The following is a 21,215-nucleotide window of genomic DNA, read 5'->3' on the forward strand; positions in this document are numbered from 1 at the left end:
AGAGCCGCCATCGCGCCGACGTTGGTGTTAACGGAGAAAGCCATTAATATTTCCTTCTTGGAACTGCGCCGCATTCTGCGGCGAGGGTCGGAAACGCCGACCCGCGAGGAGGCACTTGCTGCATCCGCTCACTGGAATGGCCGAAGAGGATGAACAATTTGGAAATTTTTCATTCAAGTTTTCAATTTCATCGCGGCTTCATTTTCGAAAGCACCGACACGCCGCCGATTTAAAGTTCGATTAACCTTAAGGAATCCTGAAAGGCGTACCCATTCTACTTGGTTGGCGTCGCCCCTGCATCGCGCGGGCAGTTACGGGTAGTTCCATTCCCTGCGGCGCGGCTCCCGTCCGGGCGCCGTGGCGGGTCCTAGGTAGAAACCCCTAGGCTTCGCCGCATGCATCCCTGCGCACGCCCGCACGTTCAGCACTTCGTATACGAAATTGCGCCGCGCGGGTTCATGAGCATCGACCATCCCTCCATCGACCTTCCCCAGCTCCGTCACATCATCTCCGGCCTCCGCGAAGGCGTGATCCTGGTCGACATCGACCAGGAGATCCGCTGGGCGAACGATGCGGCGCTTCGGATGCACGGCGTCGAGACCGTCGCCGACCTCGGCGAAGACGTCGATGCCTATCGCGAGCGCTTCCAGCTGCGCTACCGCAACAACCACCGGCTCGATCGCGGCGACTATCCGCTCGACCGGGTGCTGGCAGGCGAGAGCTTCGACGAAGTGGTGGTCGAGGTGGTCCCCGCCGGCGACGAGGATGCCCGCTGGATCCACGAGGTGCGCAGCCTGGTGATCGGCGATGCCGAGGGCAGGCCCGACCTGCTCGTCCTCGTCCTGCAGGACGTGTCGCAGCGCTTCGAGGCCGAGCAGCGCTTCGAGCGCACCTTCAACGTCAATCCCGCCCCCGCGGTGATCCTGCGCCTGTCCGACCAGCGCTATGTGAAGGTCAACCAGGGCTTCCTCGACCTGACCGGCTATGCCCGCGACGAGGTGCTCGGTCGCTCGCTCTACGACATCGACGTGCTGAACGATGCCGCCGACCTCGACACCGCCAAGGAGCGCATCCGCGAGGGGCGCACCGTGCCGCAGATGCAGGCGGACCTCGAGCTTCCCGATGGCGGCCGCAAGCTGGTGATCGTCGCCGGCCAGCCGGTCGAGCTGGACGAGGAAGCGTGCATGCTCTTCTCCTTCGCCGACCTCGAGCCCCGCCGCCAGGCCGAGAACGAGCTGCGCCACAGCGAGGAGCGCTTCGTCACCACCTTCCGCCTCGCCCCCGTGGCGATGGCGATCACCACGCGCGACGATCTCGCGCTGTGCGACACCAACGACGCCTTCCACCAGCTCAGCGGCTGGTCGAGCGACGAGACGATGGGGCAGCGTATGGCAGCACTCCGCCTGTTCGAGGACGGCGGCTTTCTCAAAACCGCCTGCGCCGCGCTGGAGGAGCGCACCGACTTTCGCAGCATGGATGCGCGCGTCCGCACCAAGGAGGGCGCGATCACCGATTGCCTGGTCTCCGCCGCCGCCATCCCCCTGCGGCGCGACACCTGCATCCTGTGGGTGGTGCAGGACATCCATGCCCGCCGCCACAACGAGCTGGAACTGATCGGCGCGATCGAGGCGGTGATGCAGGATACCAACTGGTTCAGCCGCTCGGTGGTCGAGAAACTCGCCAACCTGCGCAACCCGCACGGCGCCGCCCGGCCGGTCGAGACCAGCGAGCTCACCCGCCGCGAGAAGGAAGTGCTCAGCCTGCTGTGCGAGGGCGGCGACGATGCCACCATCGCCCGCGAGATGGGCGTCTCGCGCAACACGCTCAGGAACCATGTCGCGCGGGTCTATGCCAAGATCGGGGTCAATCGCCGCGCCCAGGCGATCCTGTGGGCGCGCGAGCGCGGCTACCCGCTGCAGCGCCCGATAAAATGACGTGATCTGGTCCGGAAGCACCAGACGATTTGGTACTTCCGCATCTCTTTCTGCCCCGCTTGCCCTGCCATTTCTTCGTCATGGACGCGGGGTCTCCCCCGCGCCTCGACCAGGAGGACGAACCAATGAACGAGAACCGCATCAAGGGCGAAGCCCATGTGCTGAAGGGCTCGATCAAGGAAGCGATCGGCAAGATCACCGGCGACCGCCGCATCCAGGCCGAAGGCGCCGCCGAAAAGCTGGCGGGCAAGGCCCAGGCCGGCGCCGGCAAGGTGGTGGACGCCGTGACCAAGGCGGGCACCAAGTGACCGCCGCCACCCACGCAGGAGAACACGCCATGGCAACCGCCATCTACGACACGCGCCTGGCTGTGCGCCCGGTGCCCCGCGTCAGCTGGTCCGCGATCCTTGCGGGCGCGGTGATCGCGCTGGCCATCGAACTGATGCTCGCGCTGCTGGGTGCGGCGATCGGCTTCTCGACGATCGACCCGGCCCAGGGCAGCGGCCCCAGCGCCGGCGGCCTGGGGGTCGGCGCGCTCGCCTGGTGGACGATCAGCAGCGTGATCGCGCTGGGTCTCGGTTCCTACGGTGCCGCCCGTGTCGCCAAGCTGCAGCGCCCGTTCGACGGCGCCGCGCACGGCCTCGCCATCTGGGCGCTGACGCTGCTGCTCACCTTCTACCTGCTTACGTCTGCGATCGGCGGGCTGGTCGGCAGCGCCTTCCGCACCGTCGGCAGCGTCGCTTCGACCACCGTCGCCGGCGCCGGGGTGGTGACGCCCACGCTCGCCAAGGCGGCCGGCGTGGATGAGTCCGCAGTGGACGCGCAGCTCGCCGCCCTGCTCGACACCACGCCGAGCAACCCCAAGGACATGACCCCCGAACAGGCCCGCAAGGCGATGATCGCCGAACTGCCGGCCATGGCCAGGGGCGGCGCCGAGGGTCAGGCCGCCGAGCAGCGGATCGCACAGATCATCGCCGTGCAGGACAGCGTGAGCCAGCAGGAAGCCATGGCCCGCGTCGAAAAGGCCCGCCGCCAGTTCGTCGCGACCAAGAACGATGCGCTGCAGACCGCGAAGAACGCCGGCAGCGCCGGTGCCAGCGTCGCCGCCGGCAGTGCCCTCGCCCTGTTCCTGGTGATGCTGCTGGGTGCGGGCGCCGCGATCGGGGGCGGCATCGTCGCCGCCCGCCGCACCACCGAAACCGAATTCTGAATCCACCCAACCAAGGAGAAGACCCATGGATACCCATCGTATCGCAGGTGCCGTGAAGGAAGTCGTCGGCGGCGCCGAGCAGGGGCTCGGCAAGATCAGCGGCGATCGCGAGACCGAGGCACGCGGCGCCGCCCGCAAGGTGGAAGGCGGCCTTGAGCGCCGCTTCGGCGAGACGCTGGACCAGGTGCGCAGCGCGGTCCGCGACCACCCGCTGCTGGCACTCGCCGCCGCCGGCTCGGTCGCCCTGCTCGCCGGGGCCGCGCTGATCGGCCGTCGCGACTGAACCCACCCTCGTACCGAAAGGAAGTTTGCATGATCGCCAAGACCCTGCCCCTCGTTGCCGCACTCGGCCTGCTGACCCTCGGGGCCTGCAACACCGTGAACGGCGTCGGCAAGGATGTCCGATCGGCCGGCACCGCCCTCTCGGACGCCTCGGGCCAGAACCACAAGAAGTAACCGATCCGGCATCGCGGGCAGCCTCGCCCGCGATGCCGCCCTCCCGGAGTTGCCCCGCCGTGAACGAACACGCACCCGACTATCTGCTGAAGCGCCTCGCCCAGTCCCGCCGGGCCGCAGCCCGTGCAGCGGAGAGCAGCGCCCGCACCGCCCATCTCGCCATGGCCGACGCCTATGCCGCGCAGCTCCGCGCCGCCGGCCACCCGGTCCCGGCCGATGCCGCAGCGGATGCGGCGCCCGCCGCCTAGATCCGCCCCTCTCCCCCAAGAACAAAAAAAGCCGGGGCTCGCACCCCGGCTTTTCCCGTGTCCGTCCGGCGAGACGATCAGACGATCGTCGGCTCGCGATAGGTCGAACGCTCGCGCGCGATCTCCTCGCGGGTATAGGCGGGCGCATCGCTGTCGAAGCGCGTCCAGCCCGACTGGCGATAGGTCGCACCACGCGTGCCGGCATCGACGCCACGGTGACGGTTCAGCACCGCTTCGGCCTCGGGGGCCAGCGAGTCCTCGACCCGCGCGCTCAGCAGCGTGCCGCCGCGGCGCACGCCCTCGGAATAGACATGCGCGTCGTCCTCGCTCTCGCCGGCATTCTTGAGCGCGCCGACGATCCCGCCGGTTGCCGCGCCGCCGATGCCGCCGATCGCGGCACCCGCCGCGGTCGAGGCGAGCCAGCCGGCCGCCACGATGGGGCCGAGACCCGGAATCGCGAGCAGGCCCAGGCCCGCCAGCAGGCCGCCGACGCCGCCCAGCGCCGCACCGGTGGAAGCACCGCGGCTGACATCGCCATGGGCGTTGACGTCGCTCACGTCATGGTCGCCATGTTCGCTATGCGCGTTGTTGGCGATGATGCTGAGGTCGCCGTGCGGCACGCCCAGCTTCTCCAGATCGTGTACGGCAGACTTCGCGTCCGAATAGTCGTCGAACAGGCGGGTAATGGTCCGGCTCATGGAAATTCTCCTGCAGATATCCGTGGATCAGCGCGCGGTGACGTTGCCCTTGTAGTCGAGCGTCACGGTCATCTTCTTGCCGTTCTTCATCGCCATGCCCTGCCAGGCGCCGTTCCTGGTGCCCTTCAGATCGGTGATGTCGGTATAACCGGCCTTCATCAGCCGGCCCTTGGCCTGGTCCTCGGTGAACGAGCTGCGGCCCTTGGCGGGTGCGGCGACATGGTGCGCCGTCCCGTCCTTCACCACCGGGTTGTGCGAGCCCGACTGGCCGCTGCTCTGCGCAGCCGCCCCTGTCGTCGCGAGCGCAGCGCCCACGACGGTCATGATCATGCGTTTCATGCCCATTCCTCTCCAATTTGAGGTCCAACGCGCACCGAACCCTCCCGGCGGCGTGGAGATTTGCTAAACTGTTGAAAGACTTGTTTGGTTCATCCGCCCCGGGCATTGCCACGGAGCGCCGCTCCGGCCACTGTCCGCGCCGAACTTTCGGGGACCCGCATGCAGCACACCACCAACGCCCAGACCCGCGCCCGCGTCGTGCTCGCCGCGATCATCGCCGCAGCCGCCTTGTGGATCGGCATGGCCTTCGTTCCGGCGGTGCTGTGGGCCGGCGTGCTCGCGATCGGGGTCGAGCCCGTGCGCCTCTGGCTGACTGAGCGCCTGCCCCGCCCGACCCTGGTCGCCGCGCTGCTTACGCTGGGCGTCCTGCTCGTCGTGCTGATCCCGCTCTCGATCGCGATCAGTCAGGCGGTGATCGAGGCGCAGGCCGCCGCCGCCTGGATCGCCGATGCGCGCAGCCACGGCGTGCCGGTACCCGACTGGGTCGCCCGCCTGCCTTGGGGATCGAGCGAGGTCCGCGCCTGGTGGACCCTCCACCTCGCCACCCCGGAGGCCGCCGCCGCCGAGTTCGGCAAACTCGACTACAGCCTGTGGCGCAGCCATTCGGGTGCGCTTACCCACACGCTCGTCCGCCGCGTCGTGGTGTTCGCCTTCACGCTGGTCGTGCTGTTCTTCCTGCTGCGAGACCGCGACGCGATCGTTCGCCAGCTCGAACGCGGTGCCACCCGCGCGTTCGGCGATGCGGGCAACCGCCTCGGCCGCCAGATCTTCGCCGCGGTGCGCGGCGCGGTGGACGGCATGGTGCTGCTGGGCCTCGCTCAGGGCATCCTGATGGCGATCCTGTTCGCCTTTGGCGGCGTGCCGCACCCGATTCTGCTCGGGCTGTTCTCGGGCTTCGCCTCGATCATTCCGTTCGGGCTGGCGGTGGTGCTGGTGCTGGCGCTGCTTCTCCTGCTCGCCAAGGGCGCGGTGATGGCGGCGATCGTCGTCGGCACGATCGGCTATGCGCTCAACTTCGTGATCGACCATTTCCTGCGCCCCAGCCTGATCGGCGGCACGACGCGCCTGCCCTTCGTCTGGGTGCTGATCGGCATCCTGGGGGGCGTGGAGACGATCGGGCTGCTCGGCCTGTTCGTCGGGCCGGCGGTGATGGCCGCGCTGGTGCTGCTGTGGCGCGAATGGGTGGCCGACGGCGACATCGGCGGCGCCGAGGCGGGGCACACGGCGCCGTGACGTAAAGATGCTTCCCGGCACGGGGAGGATCTTGGAGCCCCTTGCCCCCTGCCCCGCTTTCAGCTAAGGGCGCCGGCTTCCAACGCATTCGTGGTGGAACCATGCGGGAGGCGGCCTCTGGCCGTCGCTTGTACCGCTCGACTTGAAAGAGAGTGACATGGCTAAGAAGATTACCGGCTATATCAAGCTGCAGGTGGCTGCCGGCGCCGCCAACCCCTCGCCGCCGATCGGCCCTGCCCTGGGCCAGCGCGGCGTGAACATCATGGAATTCTGCAAGGCGTTCAACGCCGCGACCGGTGACGTCGAGAAGGGCACGCCCCTTCCCACCGTCATCACCGTCTATGCGGATCGTTCCTTCTCGTTCGAGACCAAGACGCCGCCGGCGACCTATCTGCTGAAGAAGGCCGTCAACCTGAAGTCGGGCTCGAAGGAGCCGGGCAAGGTCGTGGCAGGCAAGATCAAGCGTTCGCAGCTGTCGGAAATCGCCCAGGTCAAGATGAAGGACCTGAACGCGAACGACATCGACGCGGCGACGAAGATCATCGAAGGTTCGGCCCGCGCGATGGGCCTCGAAGTGGTGGAGGGCTGATCCCATGGCCAAGCTGACCAAGAAGCAGAAGACCTGGACCGTTGACCCCGTGAAGCTCCACGGCGTCGATGAAGCGATCGCGCTGGTGAAGCAGTATGCGACCGCCAAGTTCGACGAGTCGATCGAAGTCGCGCTGAACCTCGGCGTCGATCCGCGCCACGCCGACCAGATGGTCCGCGGCGTCGTGACGCTGCCGGCCGGCACCGGCAAGGACGTCCGCGTCGGCGTGTTCGCCCGCGGCGCCAAGGCCGAGGAAGCCAAGGCCGCCGGTGCCGACGTCGTCGGCGCAGAAGATCTGATGGAAGCCATCCAGGGCGGCACGATCGATTTCGATCGCTGCATCGCGACCCCGGACATGATGGGCCTGGTCGGCCGCCTCGGCAAGGTGCTGGGTCCGAAGGGCCTGATGCCGAACCCGAAGCTCGGCACCGTGACCATGAACGTCGCCGAGGCCGTGAAGGCCGCCAAGGGCGGTCAGGTGGAATACCGCGTCGAAAAGGCCGGCATCATCCACTCGGGCATCGGCAAGGTGAGCTTCTCGAACGAGGACCTGCGCCGCAACTTCGACGCCCTCGTCGACGCGGTGGTCAAGGCCAAGCCGGCGGGCGCCAAGGGCAAGTACCTCAAGAAGGTCGCGCTCTCGTCCTCGATGGGCCCGGGCGTGAAGGTCGACACCGCGGAAGTCGCCACCGCCTAAGTCTTTCGGGACCCAAACAAACGGAAAGGGCCGGGGAGCGATCCCCGGCCCTTTTTGCTTGGGTGTGCGGCTCAGGCGAAGGCGCGCTGCCGTTCCGTCCCCCGCGCCCGTTCGCGTCCGGCGAGCGGCACCGGCCTGGCCCCCGCCCCGCCCTTCGCCACCGTGAAGGTCGCCGCCTGCGCGCTGAGCGCCAGCACCTCGCTGGACAGGTTGCGCGCCGCCGCCGAAGTCTGCTCGACCATCGCCGCATTCTGCTGGGTCGACTGGTCCATCGCACCCAGCGCGGCGCTGATCTCGGTCATCGCCGCCGATTGCGCCCGGCTGTCCTCGGCCATGGTGCCGAGCAGCCCGTGCACCGTCTCCACGTCCTGCGCGATGTCGACCAGCGCGGTATCCACCCGGCGCACCGCCTGCACCGCCGCGCTGATGTCGGCCTGGGTCGCGGTCAGCTGGTCGCGCGCGATCCGCGCCTCTTCCTCCGCCCGCATCGCCAGCGCCGAGACGAGATCGGCAACCACCGCGAAGCCGCGACCGGCATCGCCGGCCCGCCCCGCCTCCACCGCCGCGTTCATCGCCAGCACGCGCGTCTGGAAGGCGATCTTGTCGAGGCCCTCGATCACATTGTCGATGCCCTCGGCGCTGCTGCTTACCCGGCCCATCGCCTGCATCGCCTCGTCGGCGGTCGAGCGGCCGCCCGTCACGGTCAGGATCGCCTGATCCGCGCGCTTGAGGGTCTGGTCCGACGCTTTGGCGTTGGTGCGTAGCCGGCCGTCGATCTGGACCAGCGCGGCGCTGGTTTCCTCCAGGCTCGCCGCATTGCTTTCGGTGCGGCGGGCGAGATCCTCGGAGGCCTGGGCGATCTCCTGCGATCCCGTGCGGATCGTCTGGGTGCTTTCGCCTACCGCGCCGATCAGGTCGCGCAGGCTGGCCAGCGCGGTGTTGAAGTTCTGCTTCAGCCCTTCATATTCGCTCGGGAAGGCCTGGACGATGTCGACGGTCAGGTTGCCCTTGGAAAGCCCGCCCAGGCTGTTCGACACGGTCTCGACGACGAACTCGGTCTTGGCCTGCTCGTCCACCCGCCGGGCGAGATTGGCCTTGATGTCCTCCTGCATCTTGCGCAGCGCCTCGGCCAGCGTGCCCACCTCGTCGGCCTGGTGGATCGCCAGCGTTTGGTCCAGCCGTTCCTTGGCGATGCCGTTGGCGAACTGGGCGCACTGGCTGATCGGGGTAGCGATGCGCTTGGCCGCCAGCCCGATCGCGAACACCGCGCCGACCGCGACCCCGATGCCGATCAGCAGCTGCAGCACCATGCTGGTGATCGCCTTGGCGCTGAGCGAGCTGCTGAGCGATTCCGCCTGTGCCAGCACCAGCGCGCGCGGCACCGAGATCACCACCGACCAGGGGGTCTTGCTGCGGCCGAGCGTGATCGGCGAATAGACGTCGATATTCGGCTGCTTGGGATCGTCGATCACCCGCGCCTGACCGGTACCCACGATCTCGGCGAGCTGTGCCCAGTGCGGATCGGCGGATGCCGCCGCCTTGCCGATCGTGTCGGGCGCGGCGCTGTTGGCGGCGATCAGCCCGGTATTGTTGACGATCAGCACCACGCCCTTGCCCGAGAACAGCGACGCGTTGGTCTTGCTCGCCACCTGCTGGAGAAAGTCGAGATTATAGTCGGTGCCGGAGACGCCGACGAAGCGGCCATGCACCGTGATCGGTACCGACATGGTGGCCAGGAACACCTGCTTGCCCTGCACGATATAGGGCAGCGGGCCGAGGATGCTTTCCTCGCCATTCGCCTTGGGGCCGAGATACCAGCCGCCCTTCACCAGCCCGTTCGGGTGGCGCTCGGCGCTGTCATATTCGACGAGCGGCTGGATCGCGACATTGCCGTTCGCGCCGCGCGTCCAATAGGCGAGATAGCGGCCGGTGCCGTCCGATCCCGCCGCGCGGTTGTTGGCGAAGCCGGCGTCGTTGCCGTCGATCGCATTGGGCTCCCAGGCCGAATAGGTGCCGTTGAAGCCTGGATTCTGCTCGAGCACATGGCGCAGCAGCGCGTTGAACTGGCTGCGGCGCTGGCCCGGCGCCGTGCTGTCGGCGAGCACGGCAAAGCTGTGCGCGTCGGTGCGCGCGGCGTCGAACGCCACGTCCAGCGCGCCCTTGATGCCCTGCGCCTCCACCGCCGCGCGGTTCTGCAGCATGTCCTTGGCCTGGGCGCTGACGATCGTGCCGACCTCACGCCCCACAAAGGCATGCGAGTTCCACGCGAACAGCGCGCTGGCGACCACCAGGATTACGACCGTCGATGTCAGGAAAAAGCCGGCGATCAGCGCGATCTTGCGCTGTAACGAAGTCAATCGATCGAGATAGTGCATCGCGCCCATGGCGACATCCTCCCAAGCGCCGCGGGTTCCGGCGCGCATTGCAATGACGATCCCTTGCCTTCATCCTAGGATCGCGCGCCGATGGCGGATTTTTGCCCTAGAAACGTCTCGCCGAACCTGTCCCGCGATCGAGACAGATGCCGCCCGTCGCGTTTCGACCGACCGGTTTTCGGTCGTCACGCCATCGAAACAGACCCGGCACGCGCGTCATCGTTCTGCAACGGAATCGCCACCATCCTGTTGCCGGCCGACGCTAAGGGCGCCTCACAAGACCAATAAGGGTCCAGGGAGATTCCAATCATGCACTCCTCGTTCGCGCTGCTTCGCGCCACCTCGGCGCTCGCCCTCACGCTGGCGGCCATCGCCCCGGCCGCCGCCCAGACCGCCGCCTCGCCGCAGGAGCAGGACGGCGCCGAGGAAATCGTCGTCAACGGCAGCTATGCCCGCAGCCTTGCCGCCGCCACCGATGCGAAGCGCCGCGCGGACTATGGCCTGGATTCGATCAGCTCCACCGATATCGGCAAGTTCCCAACCCAGAATGTCGCCGAGGCGCTCCAGCTCATCACCGGCGTGGCGATCACCCGGCCGCGCGGCGAGGGCCTGTACGTCTCGGTGCGTGGCCTCGGCCCCCAGTTCCAGAGCACGCTGCTCAACGGCCGTCCGGTCGCTCTCAACGATCTGATCGAAAATGGCGGCGCCGCCGGCCGCCAGTTCCGCTTCGAGATGCTGCCCGCCGAGTTCGTCGCCAATATCGACGTGGTGAAGACGCCCACCTCGGACATGACCGAGGGTGCGCTGGGCGGCAATATCGATGTGCGCACGTTCCGCCCGTTCGACGCCGGCAACAAGGTCACCGCCAATCTGCGCGGCACCTACACGTCGCAGACCAAGAAGGTGAAGCCCAACGCCACGCTGATCGGCAGCCACACCTTCGGCGACACCTTCGGCATCCTCATCGGTGCGCAATATTGGGGCAAGGCGGTCCGCAACGATCGCTTCATGAACTTCGGCTGGAACCTCGACCGGTTCACCAGCGCGGCGCGCGGCGGCCTGCAGCCGGGCCTCTACACCCCCACCCGCACCCGCCCGACGATCGAGACCGAGGATCGCAAGCGCATCTCCGGCCTGGTCTCCGCCCAGTGGCGCCCCACGCCCGAGCTCGAGACCACGCTCGACGTGCTCGCGACGCGGCTCGACGTCGCCTATGACGAGTTCGGCCTCGACATCTATCCGGACGACACCAGCGTCGCCGGCCACACGCCGGTGATCGTCCCCGGCTCGGTCAAGCTGCAGGGCAACACCGTGGTGGCCGCGACGATCAACGACGTCCGCTTCATGGCCAGCCGCGAATACAGCCTCAACCGGCACGACCTGCTCACCATCGGCCTCAAGCAGACCTGGAATCACGATCGCTTCCATGTCACCGCCAACCTCAACTGGTCGTCGGCGCACAGCTTCCACCCGAGCAATGCCGAGGGCACGGTGCGCAGCCGCGCGGTGTTCTTCGCACCGCTCGTCTATGACGGTTCGGCCGGCTACAAGGTCACCCCGACCATCGCCACCCCGGTCGACATCAACAACCCCGCCAACTACCAGCTGTTCACCTTCAACATCGCGCCGAAGAACAGCAAGGACTGGGACCGCTTCGCCCGCCTCGACGGCGCCTATGACCTGGACGGCTTCTTCCGCAAGCTGGCGATCGGCGGCGAATATCACTGGCGCAAGCGCGACTATTGGCGCCGCGACTTCCTGGTGACGTCGTCCAACGGCCAGCCGCTGACCTCGCTCGGCGCCGGCGCCTACCAGCAGATCCCCTATGACGACTTCCTGAAGGGCGTCGGCGGCAACAGCCCACGCAGCTGGCTCGTGCCGGTCACCTCGGCCTATTACAACGCGCTGTTCACCCCCGCCGTCGCCAACAGCGCGCTCACGCCCAGCGACCAGGCCGCCTCGTTCAAGACGACCGAGAAAACCGCCTCGGCCTATGCCCGGCTCGATTATGGCACCAGCCTCGGCGGCGTGGCGCTGATCGGCAATGTCGGCCTGCGCTATGTCCGTACCGACCAGAACGCGACCGGCTTCCTGCGCGCCGGCAACGTCATCACCCCCGCGGCCTTCCCCAAGACCTTCAACGACTGGCTGCCCAGCTTCAACCTCAAGGCCGAGCTGACCAAGACGCTGATCGCCCGCTTCGCCGCCAGCCGGGTGCTCACCCGCCCCAACGTGACCGACAGCGCGCCCCGCATCACCCTGTCGACCGACGCGCCGACGGCGAGCGGCGGCAACCCGCAGCTCCTTCCCTTCCTCGCCACCCAGTTCGACGGTGCGCTGGAATGGTATTTCAACCCGAAGGGCGCGCTCACCGGCGCGGTGTTCTACAAGGCGATGGACGATTACATCACCGCGCAGAACGTCAATATCGACATCCCCGGCCGCGGCACGGTGCTGCTCTCCACCCAGATCAACGGCGGCAACGCCAAGGTCTATGGCGTCGAGGCCGGCTACAACCAGGTGTTCACCTTCCTGCCCAAGCCGTTCGACGGCCTCGGCATGCAGGCAAGCTACACCCACACCTCGGTCCAGGCCAACTACACCGCCGGCGCGCGGCCGATCGTCGACCAGCTGATCGGCCTGTCGAAGAACAGCTTCAACCTGGTCGGCTTCTACGAGAAGGGCCCGCTCTCCACCCGCCTCTCCTATGTGTGGCGCGGCCGCTATCTCTCGGGCACCGGCAGCACCACCCAGGCGCCGAACTACACCGCAGCGTTCGGCACGCTCGACGGCAGCATCGGCTACAAGCTGCTGCCGAACGTGCAGTTGAGCGTCGAGGCGATCAACCTCGCGGGCGCCAAGCTCTACACGTACAACGATGCCTCGAACCGCTTCGGCGAGATCAACTATTGGGGCCGCACCATCCTGTTCGGGGTGCGCGCGGAGTTCTGATCCGCCGCATCGCCGATGCGCCGACACGCAGGGCCGGGAGCGATCCCGGCCCTTTCGTGCGTGTGGGGGGATGGCGGCAGAAATCAGCTTTCGCCCGGTACAGTGCGGAAAACGCTACCGATTACCATGGCCGCCCCCACTTACTGATGAGGACAGCTAGGTCGTGTGAGCAATCTGCGTCGACGTCGTCTCAATTCGAATACTTTCAGCCGCAAGCCATTGTTCGTCTTTGACTTATGCATCTTCCGCCCTTCCACCAACCGGCGGCCATTATGACCGCAAAAAAGGCTTCGGATTGACAACTCCACGAAGTTCCCAGCATGGATGATAACAATCCGCAAAATAGACGGGGGTTGAGCATTGCCCGTATCCATTCGATCAACCCTGACTTTATTCTTGACTGTCACATGCTCTGCCTGCACCGTCATAGAGGTAGAGGGTGGAAAGATCCAACGGCATGCCGGCATTCTCACGCTGGATTTGCCTCATAGCGCTGCCAGTATTGCCATCACGAAGCGTAGCTACGGTGTATCCGCCGATGGCCATTCGTTCACGCTCGGCTATGAGCAGTCGCAGACAATTATTATGCCGGATGCTAGTAAATGTGCAGCCGTTATCATCATTGAAAATAGCAACGATTCTCAGTTCGTTAAATGGCGCGATTACTTCGATCGTTTTCCGAACATCTGTCTAAGAAAGGGAGACAAGTGAGAGGATCAGCAAAAATCTTCATACCGGCGCTGGGGCTAGTTGCAAGCGGCTGTGTACCGATGGAACAGACATCGCTCACATATACCTCCAGAACCACGATGGGCGTCGGAGTCGCCGGGGGCACGCCGGACACGCCGGGTCTAGATGTCAATATCGGATTCAAGGAAGCGAATGTCGCCCTGGTTCCGGTGGCAGTAGCAAAATATTGTTACAAGTCTACCGGAGCACAGTGCCAGAACCCAATATATAAGATGGAAATGATTGCCGGCGGAAAATTTGATGCGATTCAAAATTCACCTATAGAAAAGCGAATCTCGGAATTTGATCGCGAGATTCAACAGTTTTTTGACCAGCAGAAGGCAGACGATGATAATCGCGCAACCTTGGCCGCCGGCATCGCTCTCGTAGAAGCCGCAGACGCTGCGGATTCAGAGCTTCTAAAATTAGGCCCCGCAGCGGCCGATGACACCCCGGAAAAGATCAATGCACGAAAGGCCCTGGCAGCGAAGGCGGCTGTCCGGCCCGCCAATTTCGACGCAACCAAATCCAGAAAGGAAATAGCCCAGCTCGATGCTTCAAAATCTACCCGATCCGAGCGGCTGAATGGCCTACTCCAACAAAAATCCAATTTGCTGGGCCAACTCAATGCGAATACTGACAGCAAGCGTACAGACGCATTTTCTGTTTACGGCCGATTTAGTGGCGCAGCAAACGGAGACAGCGGAGGAGCAGGTCTAACGGCAGGAAAGGTTTTCGCAACTGGTGTCGCAGCACAGAACATCACCGAATTTGCGACACTAACGGAGTGCCTGTCAAACATACGGGTACTGGCGGAGATGCTGCCCAAAGACAGCGCCGATCGAGCAAGCCTCCTAAAGAGCACGAGCGATCTTTGCCGACGGACAAAATGACGTTCCAGGATCCAGTCCCATAAACGAGATTCCCTCGGTGCGACAGATGTGACTCACCCTGAGCATTGTCGTGGTGGGTGATTTGCCGGGAGAGTTCTGGCGGAGCGCCGCGCGGTGGGGGCGACCATGGCAGCCCCCGACCGGTCCGCGCGGGCAAGATGATGCTTGTTGTTTGTTCGTAACGAGCGCCGCTCCCGCAAGGGGGGCAGGACCGCCACCGAGCATGGTGTTAGAGGTGTGTCCGCGCCGATGGGCACATCCGCCGTGCCGACGCCGCCACCCCTCCGCCAGGCGTGCGGCCTGCCGCCTCCCCTTACGGAGGAACCGCCGCTCCTCCACCCCGCCCCTACCCCCGGGCCTTGACTCCCCCGCCGATTCGGCTAAAGGCGCGGCTCCCTGCTTTGGCGGGGAATCCGTCCGAGACAGCGAGGGACCGGAATATGCCGGTCTTGAAAAACTCGCCTAGACGGGGACAGAATTTACCGGCGGCTTGGCCGACTTCTTAGCGCGGATGCGCGGATGGGTCCAAGCGTTCCGGGTCACGCCCCAGGGATGCGTCCCCGGCCTCGTGACGATCCTTCCCCTCGGACAAATGCGCCTGACCCGTGTTCGCACGGGTCGTTAACCGGGGCAGCCCCCGTCCGCTCGCGCGGGAGGGGCCGCCTCTTGTATGAGGAGACCGGCATGGATCGTTCCCAGAAGGCCGACGCCGTTGCCGAGCTGAATCGCACCTTCAACGAGGTTGGCGTGGTGGTTGTCACCCGCAACCGCGGCATGACCGTCAAGCAGTCGACGGACCTGCGCAACAAGATGCGTGCAGCCGGCGCGACCTATAAGGTCTCGAAGAACAAGCTCGCCAAGATTGCCACCCAGGGCACCGATTACGCGGTGCTCGCGGACCTGCTGACGGGTCCGACGGCACTGTCCACCTCCGTCGACCCCGTGGCTGCGGCCAAGGTCGTCGCGGAGTTCGCCAAGACGAACGACAAGCTCGAAATCGTCGGCGGCGCAATGGGCAGCGTGCTGCTGGATCCGGCTGGCGTGCAGGCACTCGCCTCGCTGCCGTCGCTGGACGAGCTGCGCGGCAAGCTCGTGGGGCTCATCGCAGCGCCCGCGACCAAGCTCGCAACCGTCACCCAGGCACCGGCGGCGCAGATCGCCCGCGTGCTTGCGGCGTACAGCGAAAAGCAGGCTGCCTGAGCTTTTGCTTCAGACGACCCTTATTCTATCCCGAAACTATTGAACTGATTGGAGTTTATCATGGCTGACCTTAACGCAATCGTCGACCAGCTTTCCGCGCTGACCGTTCTCGAGGCTGCTGAGCTCTCGAAGCTGCTCGAAGAGAAGTGGGGCGTCTCGGCCGCTGCCGCCGTCGCCGTTGCCGGCCCGGCCGCTGGTGGCGCCGCTGCCCCGGCTGCTGAAGAGCAGACCGAGTTCGACGTGATCCTCACCGGCGACGGTGGCAAGAAGATCAACGTCATTAAGGAAGTCCGCGCGATCACCTCGCTCGGCCTGACCGAAGCGAAGGCGCTGGTCGAAGGCGCTCCGAAGCCGATCAAGGAAGGCGTTTCGAAGGACGAAGCCGAGAAGATCAAGAAGCAGCTTGAAGAAGCCGGCGCGACCGTCGAAATCAAGTAATTGCTTCCTGGCCGATTTCACGGCCTCGAAACACGGAAAGGGCGGGCCGGTGACGGTCCGCCCTTTTCTGTTTGTTTGAATACTATGCGTTATCCGGGGTGTAGGCGATAGCGGCAAGGGCCGTCGGCGCCGGCCGATCTAGCCAGATCGGTCCCGGACGATCGCCCTCGCCCCGGCTGCCCATGAGGAAGTCCGCCCCGGTGCGGCGAATGGCGAGACCCGCCCGCCAGCGCAGATCCAGCATCACCAACCCGATGAACATCGGCCGCCCCCGCAGTTGCACGACATGGATCCGCTCCCACGGGAGTGTCAGGCGAAGCGGCAGGCGCCGGTTGCCGGAAGGCGGCAGGTCGAATGCCGGCGCGGCCACAAGACCTGCCGAACCGGCATGAAAGCCGGCGATCGCCCGATCCTGGTCGGGATGGGCGCTGATCAGGGCCACCGCCGGCCGCTGGGGTGCATCCGGTGCGGATTCCGGGGTCGGTACGGCGCGCGGCTGCGGCGCGCGAGGGGACGGTGTCGGCACGGCGACGAGCACCGGCGCCGGAATGGGCGTGGTATCGGGGGTCGAGGTCGGGGTCGGAGCAGCCGCACCGGGCAACCGGAAGCGCTCGGGCAGCACCCCCGGAATGACTTGCGGCGTCGGCGTCGGCGTCGGCGTCGGCGTCGGCTGATCCTGCCCCGCTGCCGGGACAACGGCCAAGGACGCGGCAAACGCCGCCAACGCTGCTGGATATGGCCCCGGTCTCACCCGCCCCTGCTGGCGGTCGGCAGATGAATGATCGCTGCACCTTCACCAAACCCGGGCGCAGGTGCAGCCGCCCGTGAACGGCGGACGATCAGTTGTTGTTGCGGGTCGTCTTCCGTCCGACCTCGGCGCGAATACGGGCGTTGCGGGCCCGTTCCAGCCGATCGAGCCGTTCGCGTTCCGCCCGGTCGCGTTCGGCACGTTCGAATTCCTCACGCTCGCGGTCTTCGCGCGCCATGCGTTCGGCGATCCGGAGGCGGATCGCCAGCAGTTCGGGCGATGCCTCGTCGCTTGCCAGCCGCTCGCGCAGCGAATCCTGCCGCCGCAACGACTCCGCGGCAGCGATACGATCGGACCAGTGCCGCGGGCGCTCCCGCTTCTTTGCGCGAGCCCGCATCCGCTGAAGGGCGACGCGATACGTCCGGAACATGCGCCCGGCATGGATGCCCGTCAGTGCCGCCACCAGCAGCGCGACCGAGATGTAAACGCCGCTATGCGGCTGCGGCGCACGCAGCACCAGAACCACCATCAGATAGCTGAGCAGCGTCATCAGCAGGCAGTAGGTGCCGAACTCGAGCGACACCAGGAGATACCGGCGAACGGTTTCGGGCTTCATGAACGCAATCCCACCAGGCAAGCCGCCGACGCGTCAGGATCCCCGCCGAGCGCTTTTCGCACTCGCATCATGAACCAGTCGCGTTAACGAATCCTAACCGGCGGGTGTCCCCGGGATCAGGAGCGGAAGACCGGCCGCCGCTGCGCCTCCTCTTCCTCGGCCTCCTCCTCGCGCTGCATGCGCGCCGCGATGCGCTCGCGGATCGCCTCCAGCGACATGTCGGGGCCGATGGCGGATTCGTCTTCCTCCTCTTCGGGATCCAGACCCAGCGCGGCGCAGCGCTCGCGAAAGGCGCGCTCCACTTCCTCCAGCTTTTCCAGCAGGCGCACCCGTTCGGGATCGCCGCCGCGCGCCTCCAGTCGCTCGGAGGCGATTCGCTCCGACCAGCGCATCGTCCTGCGGTCCTCGGCGCTCATCGCCGGCACCTCGCCCGCGAGCAGCTCGAGCCGGCGCATCGCCCGGCGATAGCGGGCGAACATGCGCACCGCGTAGAGGCCGGTGAAGACCGCCATGGCAATGCACGTATTGATGTACCAACGGGAATTGGCCTGGGGCGCGTAGTTGACCAGAACGTACATCGCCGCGCCCAGCGCGGTCATGAAGATGAAATAGACGAAGAACTCGACCGTCTCTCGAAGATAGCGTCGAATGGCGGCGACGTTCATGTCCTTGCTCTCCAACCCCGCGGCGAGCACCCACGGGAGCACTTCGTGTCGCCTGCGATTCAACCGGAATAAGCTTAAGGAATGATGCAGGAACACGAAGATCGCCTAGGGATTTCCACCTACGCCCGGACGGGAAAGCCGAAGCACTGAGCGGCCGCCCTGCGCGATCGGCAGGGCGGCACGTCTGGTCAGCGTGCCCTGGCGGCGCTCTGGTCGACAGGCACCACCGGCAGCAGCACCGCGCTCGACTGCTTGCCGCCATAGACGATCGAGACGGTCGCCTTCTGATAGTCCCCCGGCTTGGCGAAGAAGATATTCTCCACATATTTCTGCGGGTTGCGATCATAGACCGGGAACAGGGTCGACTGGATCTGCACCATGATGCGGTGCCCCGGCAGGAAGGTGTGGTTCACCGTCGGCAGGCGGAACTTGTATTCCTGCACCTTGCCCGCCGGGATCGGCGAGGGATGCTCGAACGAGGTGCGATAGCGGCCGCGGAAGATGTCCATCGCGATCGGCAGCTGGAAGCCGCCCATCTCCTTGGCCGAGGCGATCTCCTCCGGATAGACGTCGATCACCTTGACCACGAAATCGCCGTCGGTGCCCGTCGTCTTGGCGAAGATGTCCGCCAGCGGCGCCCCCGACAGGCGCACCGCCTCCTTCAGCACCGGCGTGGAATAGGTGAGCACGTCCTGCCGTCCATCGACGAAGCGCTGGTCGGTGACGAGATAGGTGCTCCAGCGGCCGTCGTTGAAGTTGATCGGGCGCGGCAGATAGGGAACCGGCTTGGCCGGATCGGAGACATAGCTGTCCTCCCCTGCCCCCGGCTTGTCGAACCCGGCCACTTCACCCGACGCGAGGTAGAGCGGGGTCAGCTGCGTCGCCAGCGGCCACTTGTTGAGGAAATCCCAGCGGTTCTCGCCGGTATTGTAGATGCTGGCGACCGGCGGGGTATAGGCCGGCGCGCCGTCCTTCAGATGCGCGTTGAAGAAGGGCAGCAGGATGTCGCGGCGGGCCTGCAGCGCGGTATCGCCCTCGAAGCTCAGTTCACCCAGCTTCGAGCCGTTATAGTTGAAGCCCGAGTGGCGCCACGGGCCCATCAGCAGGAAGTTGTTATTGGCCTGGCTCGTCTTCTGCAGGTCCTCCCAGGCGTGGATCGCGCCGTACATGTCTTCGTGATCCCACAGCCCCTGCTCCCACAGCGTCGGCACGTTCGACGGGTTGGCGGCGAGGATCTTGTCCAGCGCCTGGCCCTGCCAGAAGGCGTCGTACGCCACGTGCTGGCTCAGCTTCTGCCAGAAGGGCAGCTGGTCATAGCCGTACTGCTTGGCCCAGTCGCCCGCCGAGCCGACCTTGCGGAAGGTGTCGTAATCGTCCCAGCCGCCATTGGGGGGCGTCGGGCCGCCGGCCTTGTAGCCGGTGATGCCCGAGATCCAGCCGATATTGGGCAGGCGGAAGGCGCCGTGGTGGAACCAGTCGTCGCCCATCCAGCCGTCGATCATCGGGCTCTCGGGCGCAGCGACCTTGAGCGCCGGATGCGGGTTGAGCAGCGCCATCACCACCGTCCAGCCTTCATAGGACGAGCCGAGCATGCCGACCTTGCCGTTCGATTCCGGCAGGTTCTTCACCAGCCAGTCGATCGTGTCATAGGCATCGGTGGTGTCGTCGATCTTGGTCGGGTTGAGCGGGCCGACCGGCGGCCGGGTGACGACGAAATCGCCTTCGGAACCGTACTTCCCCCGAATATCCTGGAAGACCCGGATATAGCCGGCCTGCACGAACACCTCGTCGCCCTGGGCGAGGACGGAAAGCATCTTGTTGCTGTCCGAACGGCGCACGCGGCTGGCCGCGTTATACGGCGTGCGGGTGAGCAGGATCGGCGCGTTCCTGGCGCCCTTCGGGATCACGATGGTGGTGAACAGCTTGGTGCCGTCGCGCATCGGCACCATCACCTCGCGGCGGATATAGTCCTTCGGGCCCTCGGGGAGCACGAACTTGGCCGGAATGTCGTTGAACGGCTGCGCCTGCTGGGCGGTGGCGGCGGGAACCAGCGCCGTCGACGCGAGGGCGGCCAGAAACAGGGTACGAAACTGCATGATGTCTCCCCAGAGAACCGAAGCCTGGGGTGATAGTGTCACATTCGGCGCAAGGGAAGCGCGGACATGACAAGGCCCGCGCCTCGGAAAAAAGCGCGGGCCTGTCGGGACTTCAACAGCTTAGGCGTGGGCAGGTGTACCGACGAGTTCGGCCTCCAGATCCTCCACCAGATGCGGACGGGTGGCGCCGATCGGACCCACACCGTCGGCGGCGGGAGCGGCACGGCCGATGCGGAAGGCGGCGCTGGTGCGGCCCTCGCGACCGTCCGGCAGGCGATAGCGCGCTTCGGCGACCACCACCGGGTTGAAGGTACGGCCGATCTCGCCCTTCGGCACCGCGAGATGCGCGTCGACCCGGGTGCCGTTACCGGCATCGATCGTCAGCGGCGGAACGTCGGCGGCCGGGCCGTGGCTGGTGAGCAGGCGCTCCATCTCGCTCGGCTCGGCATCGGCCAGCAGGAAGGTGGAGATGCGCACGTCGCGGGCCGCCGTGTCGCCGGCATTGCCGACGGTCAGCTCGATATCGACCAGCGCCTCTTCCTCACTGGTACCGGCACGCACCGGGCGCAGGCCAAGCTCCAGCCACGGACGGTTGGCGACCGGCGCAGGCGTATCGACGACATGCTCCAGCACTGCCGCGTCGGCGTCGGCCAGCTTGGCCTCGACATGCGCTTCCGCCACCGGTGCCGCCACCGGATCGGCGGCACGCGCCGGCGCCAGGATCGGCGCGGCATTCACGGCGGCGAGGCCGATGTCGCCGCGCGGCGCGACGGGTCGCGGTGCCGGGCGCTCGACCACCGGATCGGCCGTGGTGGCGGTGTCGCGCACCAGAAGGTCGTCCTCGTCCGACCGGCGGCGACGCATCAGGAAGGCCGCGGCGAGGATGGCGAGCAACACGGCGACACCACCTGCGATCCAGGGCAAGAGCGACGTCGTGCGGGTCTGCTCGGTCGTCGTGGTCGTGGTGGTGGTTTCCGTATCAAGAACCGGCGCGGCCGGTTCCGCGGTCGTCGGGGCCGGCGCGGCTGCCTCGGGCGTGGCAGGCGGCTGCGCGGCGGCTGGCGCGGCGTCCTGCGCCGGTGCGGCCGGACGCGCGGCG

General features: G+C 66.4%; 21 protein-coding genes and 1 pseudogene. 14 read left to right on the forward strand and 8 right to left on the reverse strand.

Annotated elements, in window-relative coordinates:
• The first annotated feature begins 458 nt into the window (after positions 1–458).
• The 6 genes from KK7_RS0112520 to KK7_RS0112545 all read left to right on the forward strand — a co-directional run bounded on the left by KK7_RS0112520 (position 459) and on the right by KK7_RS0112545 (position 3,848).
• On the forward strand, positions 459–1,934 hold the full coding sequence (locus tag KK7_RS0112520; protein ID WP_010544991.1) for a PAS domain S-box protein: 1,476 nt from the start codon (positions 459–461) through the stop codon (positions 1,932–1,934).
• Between the two features lie 125 nt (positions 1,935–2,059).
• Positions 2,060–2,242, forward strand: coding sequence for a CsbD family protein (locus KK7_RS0112525; protein ID WP_010544992.1), 183 nt, complete (start codon positions 2,060–2,062; stop codon positions 2,240–2,242).
• A gap of 29 nt (positions 2,243–2,271) precedes the next feature.
• Positions 2,272–3,144: a hypothetical protein gene (locus KK7_RS0112530; RefSeq protein WP_010544993.1), complete on the forward strand. Its 873-nt coding sequence runs from the start codon at positions 2,272–2,274 to the stop codon at positions 3,142–3,144.
• 25 nt (positions 3,145–3,169) lie between these two features.
• Positions 3,170–3,427, forward strand: coding sequence for a CsbD family protein (locus tag KK7_RS0112535; RefSeq protein WP_010544994.1), 258 nt, complete (start codon positions 3,170–3,172; stop codon positions 3,425–3,427).
• 29 nt (positions 3,428–3,456) lie between these two features.
• Positions 3,457–3,600 carry an entericidin A/B family lipoprotein gene (locus KK7_RS21905; RefSeq protein ID WP_010544995.1) on the forward strand — a complete coding sequence of 48 codons (144 nt, stop codon included), beginning with the start codon at positions 3,457–3,459 and terminating at the stop codon, positions 3,598–3,600.
• A gap of 59 nt (positions 3,601–3,659) precedes the next feature.
• The gene (locus KK7_RS0112545) at positions 3,660–3,848 is read left to right on the forward strand and encodes a hypothetical protein (protein ID WP_010544996.1); all 189 of its coding nucleotides are present in this window, start codon (positions 3,660–3,662) and stop codon (positions 3,846–3,848) included.
• A gap of 77 nt (positions 3,849–3,925) precedes the next feature.
• Here the strand turns inward: KK7_RS0112545 and KK7_RS0112550 are convergent, their stop codons facing one another.
• Together KK7_RS0112550 and KK7_RS0112555 are read right to left on the reverse strand one after the other, a co-directional pair.
• Positions 3,926–4,546, reverse strand: coding sequence for a general stress protein (locus KK7_RS0112550; protein WP_010544997.1), 621 nt, complete (start codon positions 4,544–4,546; stop codon positions 3,926–3,928).
• A gap of 27 nt (positions 4,547–4,573) precedes the next feature.
• A complete protein-coding gene (locus KK7_RS0112555) occupies positions 4,574–4,885 on the reverse strand; it encodes a hypothetical protein (RefSeq protein WP_029623256.1) in 312 nt (103 codons plus the stop codon).
• A 159-nt stretch (positions 4,886–5,044) separates the two neighbouring features.
• Here KK7_RS0112555 and KK7_RS20585 point away from each other — a divergent pair, with 159 nt between their 5' ends.
• The 3 genes from KK7_RS20585 (at position 5,045) to rplA (ending at position 7,404) form a co-directional block, all read left to right on the forward strand.
• Positions 5,045–6,118: an AI-2E family transporter gene (locus KK7_RS20585; RefSeq protein WP_010544999.1), complete on the forward strand. Its 1,074-nt coding sequence runs from the start codon at positions 5,045–5,047 to the stop codon at positions 6,116–6,118.
• 157 nt (positions 6,119–6,275) lie between these two features.
• Positions 6,276–6,707, forward strand: a complete 432-nt coding sequence (gene rplK / locus KK7_RS0112565; RefSeq protein ID WP_010545000.1) for a 50S ribosomal protein L11 — start codon at positions 6,276–6,278, stop codon at positions 6,705–6,707.
• A 4-nt stretch (positions 6,708–6,711) separates the two neighbouring features.
• Positions 6,712–7,404 carry a 50S ribosomal protein L1 gene (gene rplA, locus KK7_RS0112570; protein ID WP_010545001.1) on the forward strand — a complete coding sequence of 231 codons (693 nt, stop codon included), beginning with the start codon at positions 6,712–6,714 and terminating at the stop codon, positions 7,402–7,404.
• A gap of 71 nt (positions 7,405–7,475) precedes the next feature.
• Here the strand turns inward: rplA and KK7_RS0112575 are convergent, their stop codons facing one another.
• Positions 7,476–9,827 carry a methyl-accepting chemotaxis protein gene (locus tag KK7_RS0112575; RefSeq protein WP_337459579.1) on the reverse strand — a complete coding sequence of 784 codons (2,352 nt, stop codon included), beginning with the start codon at positions 9,825–9,827 and terminating at the stop codon, positions 7,476–7,478.
• Between the two features lie 261 nt (positions 9,828–10,088).
• Here KK7_RS0112575 and KK7_RS0112580 point away from each other — a divergent pair, with 261 nt between their 5' ends.
• The 5 genes from KK7_RS0112580 to rplL all read left to right on the forward strand — a co-directional run bounded on the left by KK7_RS0112580 (position 10,089) and on the right by rplL (position 15,991).
• Positions 10,089–12,731, forward strand: coding sequence for a TonB-dependent receptor (locus tag KK7_RS0112580; RefSeq protein ID WP_010545003.1), 2,643 nt, complete (start codon positions 10,089–10,091; stop codon positions 12,729–12,731).
• 396 nt (positions 12,732–13,127) lie between these two features.
• A complete protein-coding gene (locus KK7_RS22580; protein ID WP_138983954.1) occupies positions 13,128–13,442 on the forward strand; it encodes a hypothetical protein in 315 nt (104 codons plus the stop codon).
• A 59-nt stretch (positions 13,443–13,501) separates the two neighbouring features.
• A complete protein-coding gene (locus tag KK7_RS22585; protein WP_138983955.1) occupies positions 13,502–14,353 on the forward strand; it encodes a hypothetical protein in 852 nt (283 codons plus the stop codon).
• Between the two features lie 684 nt (positions 14,354–15,037).
• Positions 15,038–15,553 carry a 50S ribosomal protein L10 gene (rplJ, locus tag KK7_RS0112585; protein WP_010545004.1) on the forward strand — a complete coding sequence of 172 codons (516 nt, stop codon included), beginning with the start codon at positions 15,038–15,040 and terminating at the stop codon, positions 15,551–15,553.
• 60 nt (positions 15,554–15,613) lie between these two features.
• The gene (gene rplL, locus KK7_RS0112590) at positions 15,614–15,991 is read left to right on the forward strand and encodes a 50S ribosomal protein L7/L12 (RefSeq protein WP_010545005.1); all 378 of its coding nucleotides are present in this window, start codon (positions 15,614–15,616) and stop codon (positions 15,989–15,991) included.
• An 82-nt stretch (positions 15,992–16,073) separates the two neighbouring features.
• Here the strand turns inward: rplL and KK7_RS22590 are convergent, their stop codons facing one another.
• From KK7_RS22590 to KK7_RS21555, 5 genes and pseudogenes are all read right to left on the reverse strand, one after another.
• Positions 16,074–16,694: a hypothetical protein gene (locus KK7_RS22590; protein WP_138983956.1), complete on the reverse strand. Its 621-nt coding sequence runs from the start codon at positions 16,692–16,694 to the stop codon at positions 16,074–16,076.
• Between the two features lie 136 nt (positions 16,695–16,830).
• Positions 16,831–17,355, reverse strand: a complete 525-nt coding sequence (locus KK7_RS0112600; RefSeq protein ID WP_010545007.1) for a hypothetical protein — start codon at positions 17,353–17,355, stop codon at positions 16,831–16,833.
• 116 nt (positions 17,356–17,471) lie between these two features.
• Positions 17,472–18,116: a hypothetical protein gene (locus KK7_RS0112605; protein ID WP_237709203.1), complete on the reverse strand. Its 645-nt coding sequence runs from the start codon at positions 18,114–18,116 to the stop codon at positions 17,472–17,474.
• 92 nt (positions 18,117–18,208) lie between these two features.
• Positions 18,209–20,116, reverse strand: coding sequence for a CocE/NonD family hydrolase (locus tag KK7_RS0112610; RefSeq protein ID WP_010545009.1), 1,908 nt, complete (start codon positions 20,114–20,116; stop codon positions 18,209–18,211).
• Positions 20,117–20,236: 120 nt separating this feature from the next.
• A pseudogene (locus tag KK7_RS21555) lies at positions 20,237–21,215 on the reverse strand (hypothetical protein); the annotation flags it as partial.

The sequence above is a fragment of the Sphingomonas elodea ATCC 31461 genome, from assembly GCF_000226955.1.
Classification (GTDB): Bacteria; Pseudomonadota; Alphaproteobacteria; order Sphingomonadales; family Sphingomonadaceae; genus Sphingomonas; species Sphingomonas elodea.